Here is an 18,316-nt window from a genome sequence, read left to right as displayed (position 1 = left end):
AATCTCTCTTTCTCTGCGTCCTCTGCGACCTCTGCGGTTAAGAAAATCTAGTTCATAAATCAAATAGTATGGCTATATCAGGTTAATTTTAGGATACAAGCAAATGGCATACAGCGATTTCAGCCTTGCGAGAGTCAAAAAAGATTTTGGATTAACCTTAGATGAAAGTCGCAATTTATTTGCCGATACAAAACCCGTTTTACCATCCGAAATTTTAACAACAATCCTGGTTGATTATGTACCGCTCGCTACTTTTATTTCCACCGAAAAAGCTCGCTCAGAATTTTTGATTGCCCCTATATTAGCAGAAGTTCGGCGATTGTTAAACAAACGAGTTTCTCTTTTTTCCGGTAAGGATTTTACTGTCGATCCAGAAAGAGGCTTGCAAGGATTTTGCGATTATATTATTAGCGGATCTTCAGAACAATTGTTCATCAGTGCTCCGGTTATAACAATTTTTGAGGCAAAAAAGGAAGATATTATTGGCGGTTTGGGTCAATGCGTAGCCGCAATGGTAGCGGCACAATGTTTTAATGAAAACCAAGACACTGAGGTCGATCGCATTTACGGCGCGGTGACGACTGGCACTAACTGGAAATTCTTGATTTTGGAGGAAACTACTGTTTATATCGATCCGATTGAATACTATATTCAAGATGTTGATAAGATTTTGGGAATTTTGTTGCAACCATTTTCCCAATCTTTTGTTAATATCGATGGGTAAGTTTTAACAGAAATAATGACCAATAATAAATTGTTAGTTGTAGCTACGGGCAATCCGGGTAAACTCAAGGAAATGCAAGTTTATCTTCAGGATTTGGGATGGGAATTGGAACTAAAACCAGAAGAGTTGGAAATCGAGGAAACAGGCGAAACTTTTATTGCTAATGCTTGCTTGAAGGCGTCTGAAGTGGCAAAAGCAACGGGCAAATGGTCGATCGCCGATGATTCTGGTTTAATGGTAGATGCACTCAACGGCCAACCTGGGATTTACTCGGCACGCTACGGGAAAACCGATGCTGACAGGATATCTCGACTTCTCAAAGAATTGGGAAGCGAACAAAACCGGGAAGCACAATTTGTTTGCGCGATCGCGATCGCCGGTCCCGACGGTACAATTGCCTTGCAAGTAGAAGGAATTTGTCGGGGCGAAATCCTCCACACTCCTCGCGGTACGGGAGGTTTCGGATATGACCCCATTTTCTACGTACCCGCACAGCAACAGACTTTTGCCCAAATGACACCGGATATCAAGCGATCGCACTCTCACCGCGGCCGAGCCTTCCAGGCTCTCATACCACAAATGGCGAACGTTGTCAACTTTTAATGAGGAAAAAAGCCAAAACAGGGGGTAACTGTGGCATTGGATATTGACACTTAGGTATCAGAACTAAACAGGAAAGAGGTTTTTCGTTGGCAATGACCAGTTACCGATGACCAATTACCAATGCCCAATGCCCAATGCCCAATGCCCCAGTATCTTAGATTGCCTCCAAGTTCTTTTCCCCAGTCCGAATCCGAATAATTTGTTCTACAGGAGAGATGAAAATCTTGCCGTCGCCAATCTCGCCCGTCCGGGAAGCAGCGATAATTTTATCAACCACCATGTCAACCTGATCGTTTTCCACAACAATCTCGACCTTGAGCTTTTGCAAGAACTCAACGGTGTACTCAGAACCGCGATAGCGTTCAGTCATGCCCTTCTGACGGCCAAAACCTCTAACTTCAGAAACAGTCATCCCCACAATACCAGCATTGACGAGTGCGATTTTCACTTCGTCTAGTTTAAAGGGGCGAATAATAGCTTCAACCTTTTTCAAGTTTCTCACTCCTAACAGTTAGTACCTTCGTTATATTACTTAAATCGCGTGACATCTTTTAATATCACTGCTAGTATTAAGTATTTTGTAAAATATACTACCTTATTTTGTACTCGCGATGAGAGGCACGCCAATCTTTAACAAGATTCTCCCATTGGCCGGAGGCGCGGGCTCTCGGCTCCGATCGATCGCGGTAGAGTGAAAAAGACCCAAGCCCTCCGCCACGGATCTGCTAAAACAGAAAAAGAACCCAGGAGACAGGAGTTTTGCGACTTTCCACTTTGCCATCTGAGATTTGCACGTATTGCTGAAAACTATAATTGCTAGAAGCGGTCAGTTAAACTATTCCTATGCACCCAGCCAGCCCTCCCCCTGACCGCAGCGGGCTTGATGCCCTACTGAGAAATCGCCCCTTCCTCGCCTTGTGGACGGGCCAGTTGTTGGCCCAAGTGGCGGATAAGATTTTTTATGTATTGCTGATTATCCTCGTGAAAACTGGCGGTTACACACCTGGACAGAATCCGGACAATTCTATGCTGTCAGCGGTGATGATCGCCTACACGGTGCCGGCGATCGTATTTGGTTCGGCCGCCGGTATCGTCGTAGACCGCTTTTCCAAAAAGCAAATGCTGATCGCCTGCAACGTGATTCGAGCCTTGCTGATTGTAGCTTTGCCGTTTTTGCCCAAAGCTTTTGTAGTCTTGCTGGCAATTACGTTTTTGGTTTCTACCGTAACGCAATTTTTTGCTCCAGCAGAAGCTGCCGCCATCCCCCTGGCTGTGGGGCGAGAGGGACTGATGTCGGCAAATGCGCTGTTCGCCTCGTCCACAATGGGCGGGATTATTGTCGGGATGACGATCGGCGAACCGCTGTTTAGTTGGGTAAAACACAGCTTCGGAGCCGATTCTCAAGAGTTTTTGCTGGGCGGGTTGTACCTGATATCAGCAGGTTTGATCTATGCCATGCGGATCAAAGAAAATCATGCCGGCAGCAGTGGCAAAAACGTCCATCCTTGGCAAGACCTTAAAGAAGGTTTGCGGTATTTGAAACACAATCACCTTGTCAGCAACGCGATGGTGCAGTTGACGATTTTGTATTCCGTGTTTGCGGCACTTCAGGTGTTGGCGATCGCACTTTCAGGCAAAATAGGTCTCAAAGAAACTCAATTTGGCTTTTTGCTCGCTGCTGCGGGAATTGGAATGGTCTTGGGTGCAGCCTTTTTGGGACACTCCGGTCATCGAATGCACCACAAACCTCTGCCGTTAATCGGTTTCTTGATGATGGGTTTTGTATTGGCAATGTTTGCCTTTACTCGACAGTTGTGGGTGGGATTCGGATTGAGTGCTCTGTTCGGTTTTGGTGCTTCCTTAATTAACGGCCCGATGCAAGCTCTGATTCAAGAAAAAACTCCAGAATCTATGCGGGGAAAAGTTTTTGGCTTGGAGAACAATGCGATTAATATTGCTCTGAGCCTGCCTTTAGCACTGACCGGCCCGCTGACGGATGCTGTCAGTAATGCAGTCGGCTCGGAGGACAAGGGCTTGCAGATCGTGTTGCTGAGTTTGGGCTTTTTGGTCTCCGTGATGGGCATGGCAGCTTGGAAACATACTCGGAAAGTATTGCAGGACGCACTGTGAGCTTTCGCAAGAAGGAAGTTCGGCAACGGATTCGCTCGACGGATGTAACGGATGTAAAGGATAGAAGGAAGAAGGAAGATCAAAAGAGGGAAGAGGGAGAAGTTAGAGGGCTTTCTTTTAGCGATCGATCTCTAACATCGCAACCGCCCTGATGGTTAGGACGTTCTTAATTGCTGAAACGATTGTTTTTCTTGTCGAATGCCGAATGACAAATGCTATACAAGCCTCATATCGCGGTAAACCGGCATAGAGGCCGCGATTTTCTCTGTTTCTTTTCTTCCTGTGCTGTTCCACAATTTCTCGATCGGGCGATCCATGTCCGATCGCACAATCTTTTGTAAAATCTCACCACTTAAATTTTCATAGTTTCATTAATTAAGATTAAAGTAGTATAAAAGCTTTCATTAAAAATCATAATTAGTTTAAGGAAGGAAATTCTGTGCAACTAAAAACTAAAGTGACCATCAAACGTGCAACTGGTGGATTTGCTCTGATAGACAGCTTGATCCGCCACGGCGTCAAGCATATTTTTGGTTATCCCGGTGGCGCAATTCTGCCGCTTTACGACGAACTCTACCGCGCTGAAGAAACTGGCGCTATCAAACACATTTTGGTGCGCCACGAGCAAGGTGCTGCTCACGCAGCCGACGGATACGCCCGCGCTACCGGACAAGTAGGGGTTTGTTTTGCTACTTCGGGTCCCGGCGCAACTAATTTGGTGACGGGGATTGCGACGGCCCACATGGATTCGATCCCGATGGTAATTATTACCGGTCAGGTTCCCCGTCCGGCGATCGGCACTGATGCGTTTCAGGAAACAGATATTTACGGGATTACCCTGCCAATTGTCAAGCATTCCTATGTAGTGCGCGACCCGAGAGATATGGCGCGAATTGTGGCTGAAGCTTTCCACATCGCGAGTACAGGGCGGCCGGGGCCGGTGTTGGTTGATGTGCCCAAGGATGTGGGTTTAGAAGAATTTGACTATCTGCCCGTGGAACCCGGATCGGTGAGAATTCCGGGCTACAGGCCGACGGTGAAGGGAAATCCTCGGCAAATTAATCAAGCAATTCATTTGCTGAAGGAAGCAAAGCGTCCTTTGCTTTATGTGGGCGGCGGGGCGATCGCAGCCGGGGCCCACGAGGAAATTAAGGAACTGGCCGAACTTTTCCAATTGCCGGTGACGACAACGCTGATGGGCAAAGGTTCCTTTGACGAAAACCATCCTTTGTCGGTGAAAATGCTGGGGATGCACGGCACTGCTTACGCTAATTTTGCCGTTACCGAGTGCGATTTGCTAATTGCTGTGGGAGCTCGGTTTGACGATCGCGTGACCGGCAAATTAGACGAGTTTGCCGCGCGCGCTAAGGTGATTCACATCGATATCGATCCGGCGGAAGTAGGCAAAAATCGTGGCCCTGACGTGCCGATTGTCGGAGATGTCCGCCAAGTTTTAATCGATTTGCTGCGCCGCTGTCGGGAGGCTGGAGTTTCGGGGAAGACCGGACAGACTGCAGAATGGCTGCACAGGATCGATCGCTGGAAACAGGACTATCCGTTAGTTGTGCCTCATTACCCAGACATTTTGTCTCCGCAAGAGGTGATTTCCGAGTTGGCTACTCAAGCGCCGGATGCTTACTACACAACAGATGTCGGTCAACATCAAATGTGGTCGGCTCAATTCTTGAACAACGGGCCGCGCCGCTGGATTTCGAGCGCTGGTTTGGGCACGATGGGTTTCGGGCTGCCGGCGGCGATGGGCGCGAAAATGGCCCTGCCACAGGAGCAAGTGATTTGTATTGCTGGCGATGCTAGCATCCAAATGAATATTCAAGAATTGGGCACCCTAGCACAATACGGCATTAATGTCAAAATTGTGATTGTAAATAACGGCTGGCAGGGAATGGTGCGGCAGTGGCAGCAGGCGTTCTACGGGGAGCGTTATTCCTCGTCGAATATGACTGTGGGGATGCCGGATTTTGTGATGCTGGCTGAAGCTTATGGCGTGAGAGGGATGCTGGTTTCGCAGCCGGAGGAACTCAAAGATGCGATCGGTCAAATGCTCGCTCACCAGGGCCCGGTGCTGATGAACGTGAAGGTGACGAGGGACGAAAACTGCTATCCGATGGTAGTTCCAGGTAAGAGCAACGCTCAAATGGTTGGTTTGCCCGATCGTAGCAAGTTGCACTCTGCGGAGTTGGTTTATTGTCCGAGTTGCGGCGCTAAGAATGTTTCCACCAATAACTTTTGTCCTGAGTGCGGGACAAAAGTTTAACGAGTTTTGAGTGGGCACTTAGGCTGTGCCTATTAGTCTCAACTTAAGGTCAAACGTAGTCATAGACTGCTCTTTATCGTCGAGGCCAGATCCCCCCTAGCCCCCCTTAAGAAAGGGGGAACCGGAGCGATTTCAAAGTCCCCCTTCTTAAGGGGGATTTAGGGGGATCTGGCCTCGGATAAAAGCGAGAGAGACAAAGGTTTCAGACTTAAGTTGACACATATCGGCAATGCCGTCTCTTTACCCAGATCTGCTGTTTCACATTTAAAACCATCTCCGCTGGCATCGCATCGAGAGCTTTAATCTGTAATCTCTAAGCATATTTTATGAGCCAGTGTCTAAACCCGGATTGCCTATTCCAAAACCCGTCTGGCTATACAAGATTCTGTCAAAAATGTGGGAATAAACTGCTATTGGGCGATCGCTACGGAGCCCAAAAAATTATTGGACAAGGGGGATTTGGGCGCACTTTTCTAGCTATTGACGAGTATAAACCCTCAAAACCTCCCTGTGTTATTAAACAATTCTACCCCCAACTTCAAGGCACTTCTAGTATCCAGAAAGCTGCTGAGTTATTTGAGCTTGAAGCAGTACGCCTAGAACAGTTGGGTAAACATTCTCAAATTCCCGACTTATTAGCATATTTTAGTCAAGATGGACGGCAGTATTTAGTCCAAGAATTCATCGACGGTGAAAATTTAGCCGAAGCACTAGAATCTAAGGGATATTTTAGCGAAACGCAGATTCGCGACTTGCTTAATAATTTATTGCCAGTATTCGAGTTCATTCATTCCCGCCAAGTAATTCACCGAGATATCAAGCCAGAAAATATTATTCTTCGGCAAGATGGGCAACTGGTTTTAGTTGACTTTGGAGCCGCGAAATATGCGACACAAACGGCTCTAGGGCTAACGGGAACGAGAATCGGGACGGCTGGATATATGGCACCAGAACAAGCCAACGGTAAAGTTATTCATGCGAGTGATATTTATAGTCTGGGTGTGACTTGTCTGTGTCTGCTAACTGAGGTTGAACCGATTGATTTATTCGATGATAGCGAGTTTGAGTGGGTGTGGCGAGAACACTTAAAAACATTTGTCAGTTCGGAACTGGGTCAGATTTTAGATAAAATGATACAACCTGCTATTAAAAAACGTTATCAATCTGCTACTGAAGTTTTGCAGGCTATTGGTACTCGATCACCTCAATTATCACCTCAAACACCTCCACAGCCACCGCCACCAGACTCGCTTAAATCAGCGCAGGGAGTTGACTATACTCGTCTCCGGGATTTATTGGCCACAGGGGAGTGGAAAGAGGCGGATAGCGAAACACTCAAGGTGATGTTAAAAGCTGCTAGACGGGAGAAGGAAGGTTGGTTCGATACGAACTCGATCGAGAATTTTCCTGGCGATGATTTGCGGACGATCGACCAGTTGTGGGTAAAATACAGTCAGGGTCGTTTCGGCTTTAGTGTCCAGAAAAAAATCTGGTTAGAAATAGGCGGTAAAGTTGATTATGACACTGAATGCAAGCTAGGCGATCGTGTGGGTTGGAGAAAGAGGAGAAAGGGGAGGAAAGGTTGGTTGGAGTACGATAATTTAACCTTTAATCTGGAAGCACCACGGGGGCACCTCCCGTCGTGTGCGCGTGTGTTTGCGTGGGGGGGAGAAGGATTGGGTTGGGTTGTTGGGGTGTTGGGGTGGTTGGGGTTGGTTGTGTGGTTCTCTCTTCTCTCGCATCGAGAACTGTAAGGTGTCATCTATAGCGATTTCAGCCCTTTGTTAACCATTTTTTTAAGGACTTTTTTCTACGAAGTTATCGGCTTTTCGTCATTTCAATACCTGCTAGTTACTTTAATAATAAATGCCAATAAAAGTCAGAGATATCATTAAACAACTAGAGGCAGGATGCAAATAAAATTTGTGGTTTCGTCAAATATAGGAAAATTCGCGGGAGTGGCAAATGAATCTTTATTTGGGAATAGATTTCGGCACCACGGGCGCGCGATCGACAATCATCGACTCCCAGGGTACAATCCATTGTGAGACAGAATATACCTTTGCCAACGCGCAACAGCCGGAATTGCCCTCGGTGTGGCAAAATGCGCTGTGGGCTGTAATTGAGCAAATTCCCCCAGCAATCCGCAATCAGGTAAGGGCGATCGCCATTGACGGTACATCCTCCACTGTCATGCTGTGCAATACCGACGGTATACCAGTATGCGAGCCGATTTTATACAATGATGCGCGCGGTGCAGCGGTGACAGAGAGATTGCGGGCGATCGCCCCTGCCAACCACACAGTATTAAGCGCTACATCCAGTCTGGCTAAACTCCTGTGGTTGCAAGACTTTCGAGAGCAAACCACCCCTACGTTTTTCCTGCATCAAGCTGACTGGCTGGCATTTCTGCTGCACGGGAAATTAGGAATTAGCGACTATCACAATGCTTTGAAACTCGGTTTTGATGTTGATACTTTGTGCTATCCGAATTGGCTGGTAGAGGGAATTGCGGGCGCTGCAACGCCTGAATTGCCGCAAGTTGTCGCACCGGGAACGCCTGTGGGGGAAGTGAGAGATCAAGTGGGCGATCGCTTTGGTTTTCCTCGCGATTGTATGGTTTGTGCTGGCACAACCGATAGCATTGCAGCATTTTTAGCAAGCGGTGTCACTTTACCAGGGGAAGCAGTAACTTCTCTCGGTTCTACACTAGCAGTCAAACTGTTAAGTCATACCCGCGTAGATGATTCTAGATACGGGATTTACAGTCATAAATTAGGCGATTTGTGGTTAGTTGGAGGTGCTTCTAATACCGGAGGTGCAGTGTTGCGACACTTTTTTACTGATGTTGAGTTGGATAATTATAGCACACAAATTGATCCAGAAGAAGAGAGTTTGCTGGATTATTACCCATTGTTGAAAAAGGGCGATCGCTTTCCGATTAATGACCCGAATTTGCCGCCCCGACTCGAACCGCGTCCCACTGATTCAGTGGAATTTCTGCACGGTTTGCTAGAAAGCATAGGGCGGATTGAAGCGCGGGGATATCAATTATTGCAAGAATTGGGTGCAACTTCTTTGACAAAAGTTTATACTGCTGGCGGCGGGGCAAAAAATTCGGTTTGGAGTGCGATTAGAAAGCGTTATTTAAAAGTGCCTGTAGTAACGCCTGTTCATACTGCGGCTGCTTATGGGACGGCGTTATTAGCAATGCGAAGTGTTACAGATTAGAGTTATTGCATAAATCTTGGAGGGATAGGGAAACCGCAGATTTATGCAGAGTAACGCAGATACTTTGCGAAGGAAGGTAATCTTGTTTGTTGAGGCAGTTTCAACCGCCGCAAACTCTGATATTTTTACTTACACTCGCTGCAACTTAGCTGTTCTCGGGTCGATAATTTTTCTGCCCAAACCCGAAAACTTAATTGCCAGATTAATTTTGTCGCCCGCCCCTAAAACGTGCGTAATTTCTCCCACTCCAAAAGCATGATGAAAAACCCGATCGCCCGTTTGCCAATCCGCCGCTTGTCCATTGTTTCCCGGTTTAGAACTCCCGGAATTAGCGGCTGAGTTATTAGTTTTTCCCTTAGATGCAGCCGTTTTCCCCGCTGGAGTTTTCTTCGCACTTCCAGCTAGCAAATGTGTCGGCAATTCTCCTAAGAATAGCGAAGGGGTGCAGTGTTCGCGGAAACCTCCCCAAAGGCGGCGTTCGCGAGTGTGGGTGAGAAATAGCAATTCCTGGGCGCGAGTGATGCCGACGTAGCACAAACGGCGTTCTTCTTCGATCGCTTTCGGGTCGTCCAAACTGCGGAAATTGGGAAATAAGCCCTGTTCCATTCCGACTAAAAATACTACGGGAAATTCTAACCCTTTGGCTGAGTGCAGCGTCATCAGCGACACGCGGGAATCTTCTTCCTGCAAGTCATCTAAATCGGACGCTAAAGATGCTTTTGCTAAAAATGATGTCAGCGTCGGTTCTTCATTTTGTTCTTCAAATTGCAGCACAGCATTGTACAATTCTATGACGTTTTCTATGCGATTTGTGGCTTCGTCGGTGCCTTGATTTTTCAAATCTTCAATGTAGCCTGAATCTTGGATAATTCCTTGGACAATTTGCGAAGCTGGCAGAGTTTCAACTTGCGATTGCCAACGATTAATCATTTCGGCAAACTTAATAATAGCTTTTGCCGATCGCCCTGCGAGAGTATTGACAGAAGATTCATCACTGAGAATTTCCCACAACGGAATGCCCAATTGAGTTGCAGCGTCTTCAATTTTGGAAAATGTGGTATCCCCAATGCCGCGACGGGGAGTATTGATGATGCGTTTGAGGCTGACGCTATCGTCGGGATTAGCAAGCGCCCGCAGGTAGGCTAGGATATCTTTGATTTCTTTGCGATCGTAAAACTTCAGGCCACCGACAATATTGTAAGGAAGGTCTAAACGCATTAACGCTTCTTCAAACGAGCGAGATTGAGCGTTGGTGCGGTATAGAATCGCAAAGTTACTGCCGTTTTCGTATTCGGAGTTTTGGCGCTTTAAGGAATGAATTTGACCTGCTACAAATTCCGCTTCATCTAATTCGTTGTCGGCGCGCCAAACAACAATCGGAGCTCCCGGTTCGCGAGTCGGGCGCAGAATTTTCTCGATCCGTTCGGTATTGTGTTCGATCAAGTGGTTCGCGACTTGCAGGATGTTTTCGCGCGATCGATAATTTTCCTCTAATTTTACCATTGTCTGAGTTTTCTCGTCGGACAAACCATCTCCGAAATCCTCTTGAAATTCCAGCAATATGGTATAATCTGCCATGCGAAAGCTGTAAATTGATTGATCGACATCGCCCACGACAAAAATCGAGCGGTTTTGCCATTTATCGAAGTTTTTCGGGTCGGCGTTATTGGTCACCAACATCCGAATCAAATCATATTGAGTGCGGTTAGTATCTTGGTATTCGTCAACTAAAATATGGCAAAACTTTTTATGCCAGTAACTTAATACTTCCTCGTTTTGGCTCAAAAGTTTAACGGGAACAAGGATTAAATCGTCAAAATCTAGGGCATTGTTTGCTGCTAAAGCGTCTTGGTAGCGACTGTAAACATCGGCAATCACGCGACCTCGATAATCCGGTTCTGCGGCGTGGTATTCTTGAGGCGACAACCCTTTATTTTTAGCGTTGCTGATGATATAGCGGACTTTTCGCGGGTCAAATTTCTTGTCGTCGAGGTTCAGGATTTTGGTGACGATTTGTTTGACGAGACTTTGAGCATCTGATTCATCAAAAATCGAAAAGTTTTTCTTCCACTGGCGGCCTTTTTCGTCTTGGTATTTTTCAATATCGTAGCGGAGAATGCGGCCGCACAAAGAGTGAAAAGTTCCCATCCAAATGTGCTTGGTAATTCTCTGATAAATGTGCGATCGCAATTTCGTCTGCACATCCGGGGCTAAGTCTACCAAGGGTTTGCCATATTCCGCTTCAGCTTGCTGAGTTGCCAGCAATTTCTCAATTCTTTCTTTCATCTCCCTGGCGGCTTTATTTGTAAATGTCACCGCCAGAATATTTTCAGGATCGACTCGATGCGTGCGAACTAAGTTAGCAACTCGGTAAGTTAGAGCTCGGGTTTTGCCGGAACCAGCGCCCGCTACTACTAACAGCGGCCCGTTATAATGGGCGACTGCTTGGCGCTGAGATGGGTTGAGGTGGCTGAGGAAATCAGTGGTTTGAGTCATCGCTAGAAAGTTAGTTTAATTCTTTAAGGGGTAAATAATACTTGGTATGCGATACCGCGAGTTTTTTTAAGGTAAGGTGCGCCTAGCGCACTATATATTATAACTAGAACGGTTATTTTTTAAACTTTAAATATTTTTGGGTCAAGCGAGTTGTTTAAGGTAAGGTACTCGGCGCGCACCCTACACTATAAATAGATAGGTAATTTTTTTTAACGTTTAAATATCCGTGTTAGCCACATTGCTGCTAATATTCCCAAGCCAATCCAAATAGCAATAATCACAATAGCGGCAGCCCGATTTATCGGTTTTCCTCGCTCTATTTCTGCGGCTGCTTTTTTCCGACACTCGGCTAAAACCTGTGGCGGAATCATCTTCAGTACCAGCCAAATTCCCAAAGGTACAATTATCAAATCATCCAAGTAGCCGAGAATCGGTATGAAGTCAGGAATTAAGTCGATCGGGCTAAAAGCATAGGCAACCGTAAGGCCTGCTAAAATTCTGGCGTACCAAGGTACTCTCTGGTCTGTACTGGCTAAATAAACAGCGTAAGTCTCTTTTTTGAGTCGGCGAGCAGCTTGTTTTAACGATTGCATATAATGACCAATGACTAATGACTAATGACTTATACTTTTTTTAGTTTCTAAAAATGTAACAACCCGGATTTTTAGCAATTTCAGTGGGAAGGTAAAGTATAGCATCTGTTGTATGTGAGGATAATCAAATTTATGAATTCAACTTTACGATCGCGCGATCGCATTAATTTCCGTAGTCTGGTAACAGCGTTGTGTTTAACCTTAACTCTCGTTACTTTCGTGGGATTAGATCCGGTGGCGGCTCAAGAACAGCGGATCAGAACGCTGACTGTTACTGGACGGGGTGTGGAAGCGATTCCTACAACTCAAACACAAGTGCGGCTGGGGGTTGAGGTGCAGGGGAAAACGGCCGCCGAGGTGCAGCAGGAAGCGGCCAGACGATCGTCCGCTGTGGTAGAGTTGCTGCGATCGCGCCAAGTCGAAAAACTCGAAACTGCCGGCATCACCCTCAATCCCATTTATAACTTCGACAACAACCAACAGCGCTTGACGGGCTATACGGCGACGAATACCGTCACTTTTAGGATTAATACTGCATCTGCCGGCACTTTGCTCGACGATGCGGTGAATGCCGGAGCCACACGCATCGACGGCGTGAGTTTTGCCGCCGCCGAAAGTGCGATAGAACAAGCTCAAAAACAAGCACTCAAAAAAGCTACTCAAGACGCGCAAACGCAAGCGGATGCAGTCTTGAGCGCACTCAACCTCAAGCGGGGAGAGATTCTGGGCATTCAAGTCAACGGTGCTAGCGCGCCACCTACTATGTATCGGCAATTGGCTGGTGTTCGCGCTGCTGCTGCTGATGCTACAACGCCTGTGGTGGGAGGGGAACAGCAGGTAGAAGCTTCTGTGACTTTGCAATTTGGATATTAAATAGTTAGGGGTTAAACTGACCACCTCAGCTTGACCCTAACTATTTCTCGATTTATCAAGCAGCTTTTTCTACAAAAAACTTTCGCCGTTTTAACAACTTCTGCCAGTAGTCGAGCAATTGTTCGCGTCCCATACAAATATCTCCGTATCTTCGCCCGGAAGAGCCACAACAATCAAAGCGTTAACAATTTTAGCGCCAAACAAAGTTTCACTCTAAGTAAGTGAGTGGAAAAATTCATAATTATCTAAGAAAATATTAAGTGGCGCGCTCTGAGCAGTTACGACAAATAGCTACAAGCTAATTATCAACTATGAACGGAATATCTCTTTCTTCAGGGGGAGAGTTCCTCAATAAATAGACTCTCCTCTCCGTTAAACCCTAGGCGCTCGCCGTCCTCCTACACAGAAAAGAGTGGACTCTTTTCTCAGATCCACTCTCTGTTAAACTCTCTTAGTGCTAGCTTTAACAAGCAGGAGTTAAGTCCTTACTTTACCTACTCCTTAATGATTCTTTTGTCCTGAATGACTACTTTGTCCTTGAATTCAGGAGTGCCGGAGATGTGAATATCGCTATCCTTATTTCCCTCTGCGTCGGATTCGGCTAGATATTGGGCAGATGACTTAACATCATGCGCTGCACGTTTAGCAGATTCGGCTGCATTTTGGGCAGATGATTTAAAATCATGGGTTGCACCTTGAGGAGATGGGGTTGCATGTTGGGCAGAAGACCTAAAATCAGGCACTGCAGGTTTAGCAGATTCCGCTGCATGTTGGGCCGAAGACCTAAAATCAGGCACTACAGGTTTAGCAGATTCCGCTGCATTTTGGGCAGATGATTTAAAATCATGCGCTGCACCTTTAGCAGATGGGGTTGCATTTTGGGCAGATGATTTAAAATTCTGCGCTGCACCTTTAGCAGATGGGGTTGCATTTTGGGCAGATAACTTAACATCCTGCTTAAAATCATGCGCTGCACCTTTAGCAGATTCGGTTACATTTTGGGCAGATGACTTAACATCCTGCTTAACATCCTGCGCTGCACCTTTAGCAGATTCGGCTGCGCTTTGAGCAGATGACTTGATTGATTCAGCGGCACTCTTGCCAGATGACTGAAGCGATTCGGCTGCACTTTTTATAGATGGCTCCACTGCCTTGGCTGTATCTTTTACAGTCGATCTAAGATCCTTAGTTGCGCCCTCAATTTCCTGAGCTACAGCTTTGACAGAAGGCTTAACTTCATCGGCAGTGCTCTTAATAGAGTCCGCTGCACTTTGTATAGAAGGCTTGACACCTTCGACTGTCTGCTTGAGTGAATCTTTTACTTCTCTAATCGTAGGTTTGACTTCCTCGGATGCGCTCTTGACTGCATCTACTACAGAAGGCTTGGCTTCCTTAACAGTCTGATCGACAGATTCGGCTATACTTTTAATCGAAGGCTTGGTTTCCTCAACAGTCTCCTTGACTGCTTCTGCTGTAGCTTTGATAGATGGTTTAACTTCCTCAGCAGTTTCCTTTACTACTGTCCCTAGCTCTTCTACAGTGTGTGTAATACCGTCTGCTACAGCGTGTGCTGCATCCCCTAAATTATCTACAGCACGGTTAACAGTATTAGCAGTACCTTTACCAATCATAGCGCCCGCAACTGACCCTGCTACAGCACCAAGAATTCCTCCAGAGCGAGCACCGAGTATACCACCGACAGCAGCTCCAGCTATTCTCGCACCAAGACCTGAGCCTGATGATTCATCTTCCGTTGATTCTGCATTTTCGTTAGTCTGAGCCTGAAGCTGCTGGTTCTCGCTATTGTCAGCATTCTTTTCTTGGAAGTCACGATTGGCTTCAGGCTGGTTAAAAGTCTGCTTATTATCGGTCATAGATATCCTTGGGTATTACTACTACATTTACTAGGCTAACTATAAACTTCTCAGAAAATATACTGCCTAAGAACTAGATTTTGACTGTTACTTAAGACGTAGATTCTTAAAGGTACTGACCACTACGGCGCTAGCGACTCGCTGTTCATTAGACATTGAAGAAACTGGAAGCGCGCGCTCGGACATCGGGCACACTTTTAGCTGAGCCATCCAAAAATAACTCATGTATCATGTATACAGATATACAGAGTTATTAAGAAATTAACTATTTATTTATAAAACTAAACAAAGTTTATTAAATCTATTACAATTACCGATTTTAATACTTAATAACTAGGGAAAAAATTTTTATTGCCAGCTTATAACTCCAGGTTAAAAAAAGATATAAAATATATAGGCTGATTAATATTTTATAATTAATTAAATAATTAATTGATTGGTTTTGTAGACTTTGCTGATTTACGTTAGGAAAGGCTAAATATGGAAGTCATAGAAATCAGTATGCACAAACCTTCTGGATTTTCAACTTCTCAACTTATTTTTTTCATACCCTGATTAAGCAACGCCAGATTTGGGAGTGATCTAACTCACGATCGAGCTCTTTGAACAGCAACTTGACCGCTTTAGCCACCAGAGGCGATCGCACTTACGTGTAATTGGGCATAAGTTCGATCGCCCCCAACAAACTCAGCACAATCCAATTACTACCGGATCAGCGCTCAAAGTACCCGAGATCGACTACAGTAAACACAAAATATTATTGGCGGTGATTTGAGTGATTGAGACTTTAGCAACAGGAATCGCAGCAGCCGGTTCGCTGCTAGCATTGGGCGGATTGGGCCTAGAGTTGAACTATCGCCGGACTGGGAGTGCAAATAAACTAGAACTTACAGCCGGAGAATGGCACTTAGCCATCTCGGAACCCAACCGCTATCTTTTAGTCGGGGAAATGGAGTTCCGCAACCTGACACAGCGGTTCGAGGTGATGTTACCTGAAGTGCGCGCACAAGTGAAACTGCTGTCAGACGGAAGTTTGGATGGCGTTACCTCCGAGACAAAGGTGATTCCTTGCCACAAAGAGGCAACAGCTAGAGCAGACGATTATTGGTTCGGCTATATTGTTAAAGCCCAAAAAACCACGAAAATCAAAGTCTCTGTAGACATTCAAGGGCAAGATTTAACCAAGTTGCAATCAGCTTGGGTGCAAGTACACTTCGTCACCTACGGCCCAGGCGGGCGCATCCCCAAAGTCCGTAACGTAGTAGTCCCGCTGCAATTTCCCAACTCCGACACCGTACCCATCGCCCGCAATGTCGGAGTCGCAGAAGTCTTGCCGATTCGCACTCACATACTGGCGGAATTGGACAATCCCGTCGAAATTGTCAAGCGGTACGTGCTGCCGCGCGCCCAGAAAGGCGATATTGTCGCCTTGGCAGAAACTCCCCTAGCTTTGATGCAGGGACGCTATCGCCATCCCAGCGAAGTCAAACCCGGATGGGCGGCAAAGCGAGTGTGTTTGTTTTTCTTGCCCACGTCGAGTTTGGCCACGGCTTGCGGAATGCAAACGTTGGTTGATGTAGTCGGCCCTTGGCGCGTAGTAGCAGCATTTGCGATCGGCGCTGTGGCTAAAATATTTGGTAAACCGGGAGTCTTTTATCAACTAGCAGGGGAACAAGCCAGGCTCATCGACGACGTTACCGGGACTTTGCCTCCCTTCGACCAATTTATTGTCCTCGGCCCAGACAATCCCCAGCAAGTTGTAGAAGAAATTCAACGAGAAACCGGACTTGCGGCGGCGATCGTAGACGCTAATGACTTGAAAGCAGTTAAGATATTAGCAGCGACCTCCGATTTATCGGTAACATTTTTAGAGGAAGCCTTGCGAAGCAACCCCGCCGGGAATGCTGACGAGCGAACACCGGTCGTTGTAATTCGACCTCTGCCACAAAAATCTTGAGTTGAAAACTGAAAATTAAAAATTCAAAAAGATGATTTGAAATTTTTAATTTTCGATCGAGCAAGAAAGGGAGAAGAATTAAAAGTTATAAGTTTTGAAATCAAAATTTACGTATGCCAAACTCAAAACTTCCCTAACTCTTCCCCTTTCTGAATTTTTATTTTAAAATTTCCATTCTCCACTTTTATGCTATGACTTCATTTCCCTCCCAAAACCAAAACCAGGTTGTGATTCGCCCGTTTCAGTATCGCGACATCGAGGTGATGGAACAACTGTGCGCGGAAACAGCCGAAGAGCCAGAAAACCGCAAGGGCGGAAGCGGCGACGTGGTACTAGGTAGAAAGTTGCAGCAGATTCGTCGCTGGTACGGACTGCTAAAGATTTTTAGCTTGTTTCCCAACCCTTGCCAGTCCCTGTTCCGAGCCCATGTTGCCGAAGAAGAGGGGAGCGTTAAGGGCATAATTCAGATTTCTCCTTTCAACCGCACCCGCAGCACTTGGCGGATCGATCGCATAGGAGTAGACCCGGAAGCCCGCAGCAAAGGAATTGGTTCTATGCTGCTGCGGTACTGCTTTGAGGCAGTCTGGGAGGCGCGGACGTGGCTGCTGGAAGTGAATGTAGGGGACACAAATTCCTTGGCTTTGTATCGGCAAAACGGCTTTCAGCCTTTGGCCCAGATGACATACTGGACGATCGCCCCAGAACGCCTACAAGAAATGGCAAACTCGACGCCAGATTTGCCCAACCTGCTGCCTGTTAGCAACGCCGACGCTCAGTTGCTCTACCAACTGGATACCGCGTCTATGCCGCCACTGGTGCGCCAAGTATTCGATCGCCACATTCAAGATTTCAAAACCAGTTTTTTCGGCGCTTTAGTCGAAGGCGTCAGACAGTGGCTGGGCAAAACAGAGGTAGTCAGCGGTTACGTGTTTGAACCGCAGCGCAAAGCCGCGATCGGCTATTTTCAGGTGCAGCTATGCCGCAACGGCCAGCAACCGCACTCCGCCCAGTTGACTGTACACCCGGCCTACACTTGGCTTTACCCAGAACTGCTATCCCAGATGGCGCGCCTTGTTCAAGATTTCCCGGTTCAAAGCCTGCAACTGGCTTCCGCTGACTATCAGCCGGAACGCGAAGCTTATTTAGAGCAATTTGGAGCTGTGCGTCAGTCCCACAGTTTGCTGATGTCTCGATCTGTGTGGCACAAATTGCGCGAGTCCAAGTTAGTTTCTCTCGAAGGACTCCAGCTATCAGAAATGCTGCAAAGCTTCCAGCCAACTCGCAAACCCGTACCCGGCCGGATGTCCTGGCTCGGCCCGATCGCTGGGGAAGCGACAGCAGGGCACCCGTCCTGTGAGATTAAACCTCTGTTGGCTGACTCAGGAAACAGCCAAACGAATCAAGTTAACCCCTTGGGCGGCCAAAATTCCGAATCAGCAGCAACTGATGGCAGCAGCATTTTGCCTTTAAATCTGCCCGAGTTGCCTCTTGACGGTGGCTGGCCCGGAGAACTTAATTCTTAATAAGTGAAAGCAGAAGGTAAAAGGTAGAAGACAGAAA

At 46.7% G+C, this 18,316-nt stretch carries 14 protein-coding genes; 10 read left to right on the top strand and 4 right to left on the bottom strand.

Translation table 11 applies throughout. The annotated features are described in order from the left end of the window. The first annotated feature begins 103 nt into the window (after positions 1-103). Together QT994_RS06760 and rdgB are read left to right on the top strand one after the other, a co-directional pair. Positions 104-724, top strand: coding sequence for a hypothetical protein (locus tag QT994_RS06760; RefSeq protein WP_333172782.1), 621 nt, complete (start codon positions 104-106; stop codon positions 722-724). Between the two features lie 15 nt (positions 725-739). Beyond that, complete coding sequence (rdgB, locus tag QT994_RS06755; protein ID WP_333172780.1) at positions 740-1,327, top strand: RdgB/HAM1 family non-canonical purine NTP pyrophosphatase; 588 nt, start codon at positions 740-742, stop codon at positions 1,325-1,327. Positions 1,328-1,481: 154 nt separating this feature from the next. Here the strand turns inward: rdgB and QT994_RS06750 are convergent, their stop codons facing one another. After that, positions 1,482-1,820, bottom strand: coding sequence for a P-II family nitrogen regulator (locus QT994_RS06750; protein ID WP_006633346.1), 339 nt, complete (start codon positions 1,818-1,820; stop codon positions 1,482-1,484). 350 nt (positions 1,821-2,170) lie between these two features. Here QT994_RS06750 and QT994_RS06745 point away from each other — a divergent pair, with 350 nt between their 5' ends. The 5 genes from QT994_RS06745 (at position 2,171) to QT994_RS06725 (ending at position 8,963) form a co-directional block, all read left to right on the top strand. Then, positions 2,171-3,457, top strand: a complete 1,287-nt coding sequence (locus tag QT994_RS06745) for an MFS transporter (RefSeq protein ID WP_333172777.1) — start codon at positions 2,171-2,173, stop codon at positions 3,455-3,457. Continuing rightward, a complete protein-coding gene (locus tag QT994_RS06740; protein WP_333172775.1) occupies positions 3,454-3,609 on the top strand; it encodes a hypothetical protein in 156 nt (51 codons plus the stop codon). The genes QT994_RS06745 and QT994_RS06740 overlap by 4 nt, the downstream gene beginning before the upstream one ends. Before the next feature lie 287 nt (positions 3,610-3,896). Further along, complete coding sequence (ilvB, locus tag QT994_RS06735) at positions 3,897-5,732, top strand: biosynthetic-type acetolactate synthase large subunit (protein WP_333172772.1); 1,836 nt, start codon at positions 3,897-3,899, stop codon at positions 5,730-5,732. Positions 5,733-6,058: 326 nt separating this feature from the next. Then, positions 6,059-7,486, top strand: a complete 1,428-nt coding sequence (locus tag QT994_RS06730) for a serine/threonine-protein kinase (protein ID WP_333172770.1) — start codon at positions 6,059-6,061, stop codon at positions 7,484-7,486. A 211-nt stretch (positions 7,487-7,697) separates the two neighbouring features. Continuing rightward, the gene (locus QT994_RS06725) at positions 7,698-8,963 is read left to right on the top strand and encodes an FGGY-family carbohydrate kinase (RefSeq protein ID WP_333172767.1); all 1,266 of its coding nucleotides are present in this window, start codon (positions 7,698-7,700) and stop codon (positions 8,961-8,963) included. 129 nt (positions 8,964-9,092) lie between these two features. Here QT994_RS06725 and pcrA read toward each other — a convergent pair whose 3' ends face one another. Both pcrA and QT994_RS06715 read right to left on the bottom strand, forming a co-directional pair. Then, complete coding sequence (pcrA, locus tag QT994_RS06720) at positions 9,093-11,459, bottom strand: DNA helicase PcrA (RefSeq protein ID WP_333172764.1); 2,367 nt, start codon at positions 11,457-11,459, stop codon at positions 9,093-9,095. Between the two features lie 209 nt (positions 11,460-11,668). After that, a complete protein-coding gene (locus QT994_RS06715) occupies positions 11,669-12,052 on the bottom strand; it encodes a YkvA family protein (protein ID WP_333172761.1) in 384 nt (127 codons plus the stop codon). A 132-nt stretch (positions 12,053-12,184) separates the two neighbouring features. Here QT994_RS06715 and QT994_RS06710 point away from each other — a divergent pair, with 132 nt between their 5' ends. Beyond that, positions 12,185-12,925 carry an SIMPL domain-containing protein gene (locus QT994_RS06710; protein ID WP_333172760.1) on the top strand — a complete coding sequence of 247 codons (741 nt, stop codon included), beginning with the start codon at positions 12,185-12,187 and terminating at the stop codon, positions 12,923-12,925. A 494-nt stretch (positions 12,926-13,419) separates the two neighbouring features. On the opposite strand, the gene QT994_RS06705 is transcribed toward QT994_RS06710, so the two are convergent. Then, positions 13,420-14,799: a hypothetical protein gene (locus tag QT994_RS06705; protein ID WP_333172758.1), complete on the bottom strand. Its 1,380-nt coding sequence runs from the start codon at positions 14,797-14,799 to the stop codon at positions 13,420-13,422. 775 nt (positions 14,800-15,574) lie between these two features. On the opposite strand from QT994_RS06705, the gene QT994_RS06700 reads away from it, so the two are divergent. Both QT994_RS06700 and QT994_RS06695 read left to right on the top strand, forming a co-directional pair. After that, the gene (locus QT994_RS06700; protein WP_333045291.1) at positions 15,575-16,756 is read left to right on the top strand and encodes a F420-0:Gamma-glutamyl ligase; all 1,182 of its coding nucleotides are present in this window, start codon (positions 15,575-15,577) and stop codon (positions 16,754-16,756) included. A gap of 191 nt (positions 16,757-16,947) precedes the next feature. Further along, on the top strand, positions 16,948-18,279 hold the full coding sequence (locus tag QT994_RS06695; RefSeq protein ID WP_333172756.1) for a GNAT family N-acetyltransferase: 1,332 nt from the start codon (positions 16,948-16,950) through the stop codon (positions 18,277-18,279). The last annotated feature ends 37 nt before the right edge of the window (positions 18,280-18,316 follow it).

The organism is Microcoleus sp. S13_B4 (assembly GCF_036700885.1).
In the GTDB taxonomy this organism is placed as follows: Bacteria; Cyanobacteriota; Cyanobacteriia; order Cyanobacteriales; family Microcoleaceae; genus Microcoleus.
The sequence above is the reverse complement of the archived record's forward strand: the minus strand, read 5'-3'. Positions and strand labels throughout refer to the sequence as shown.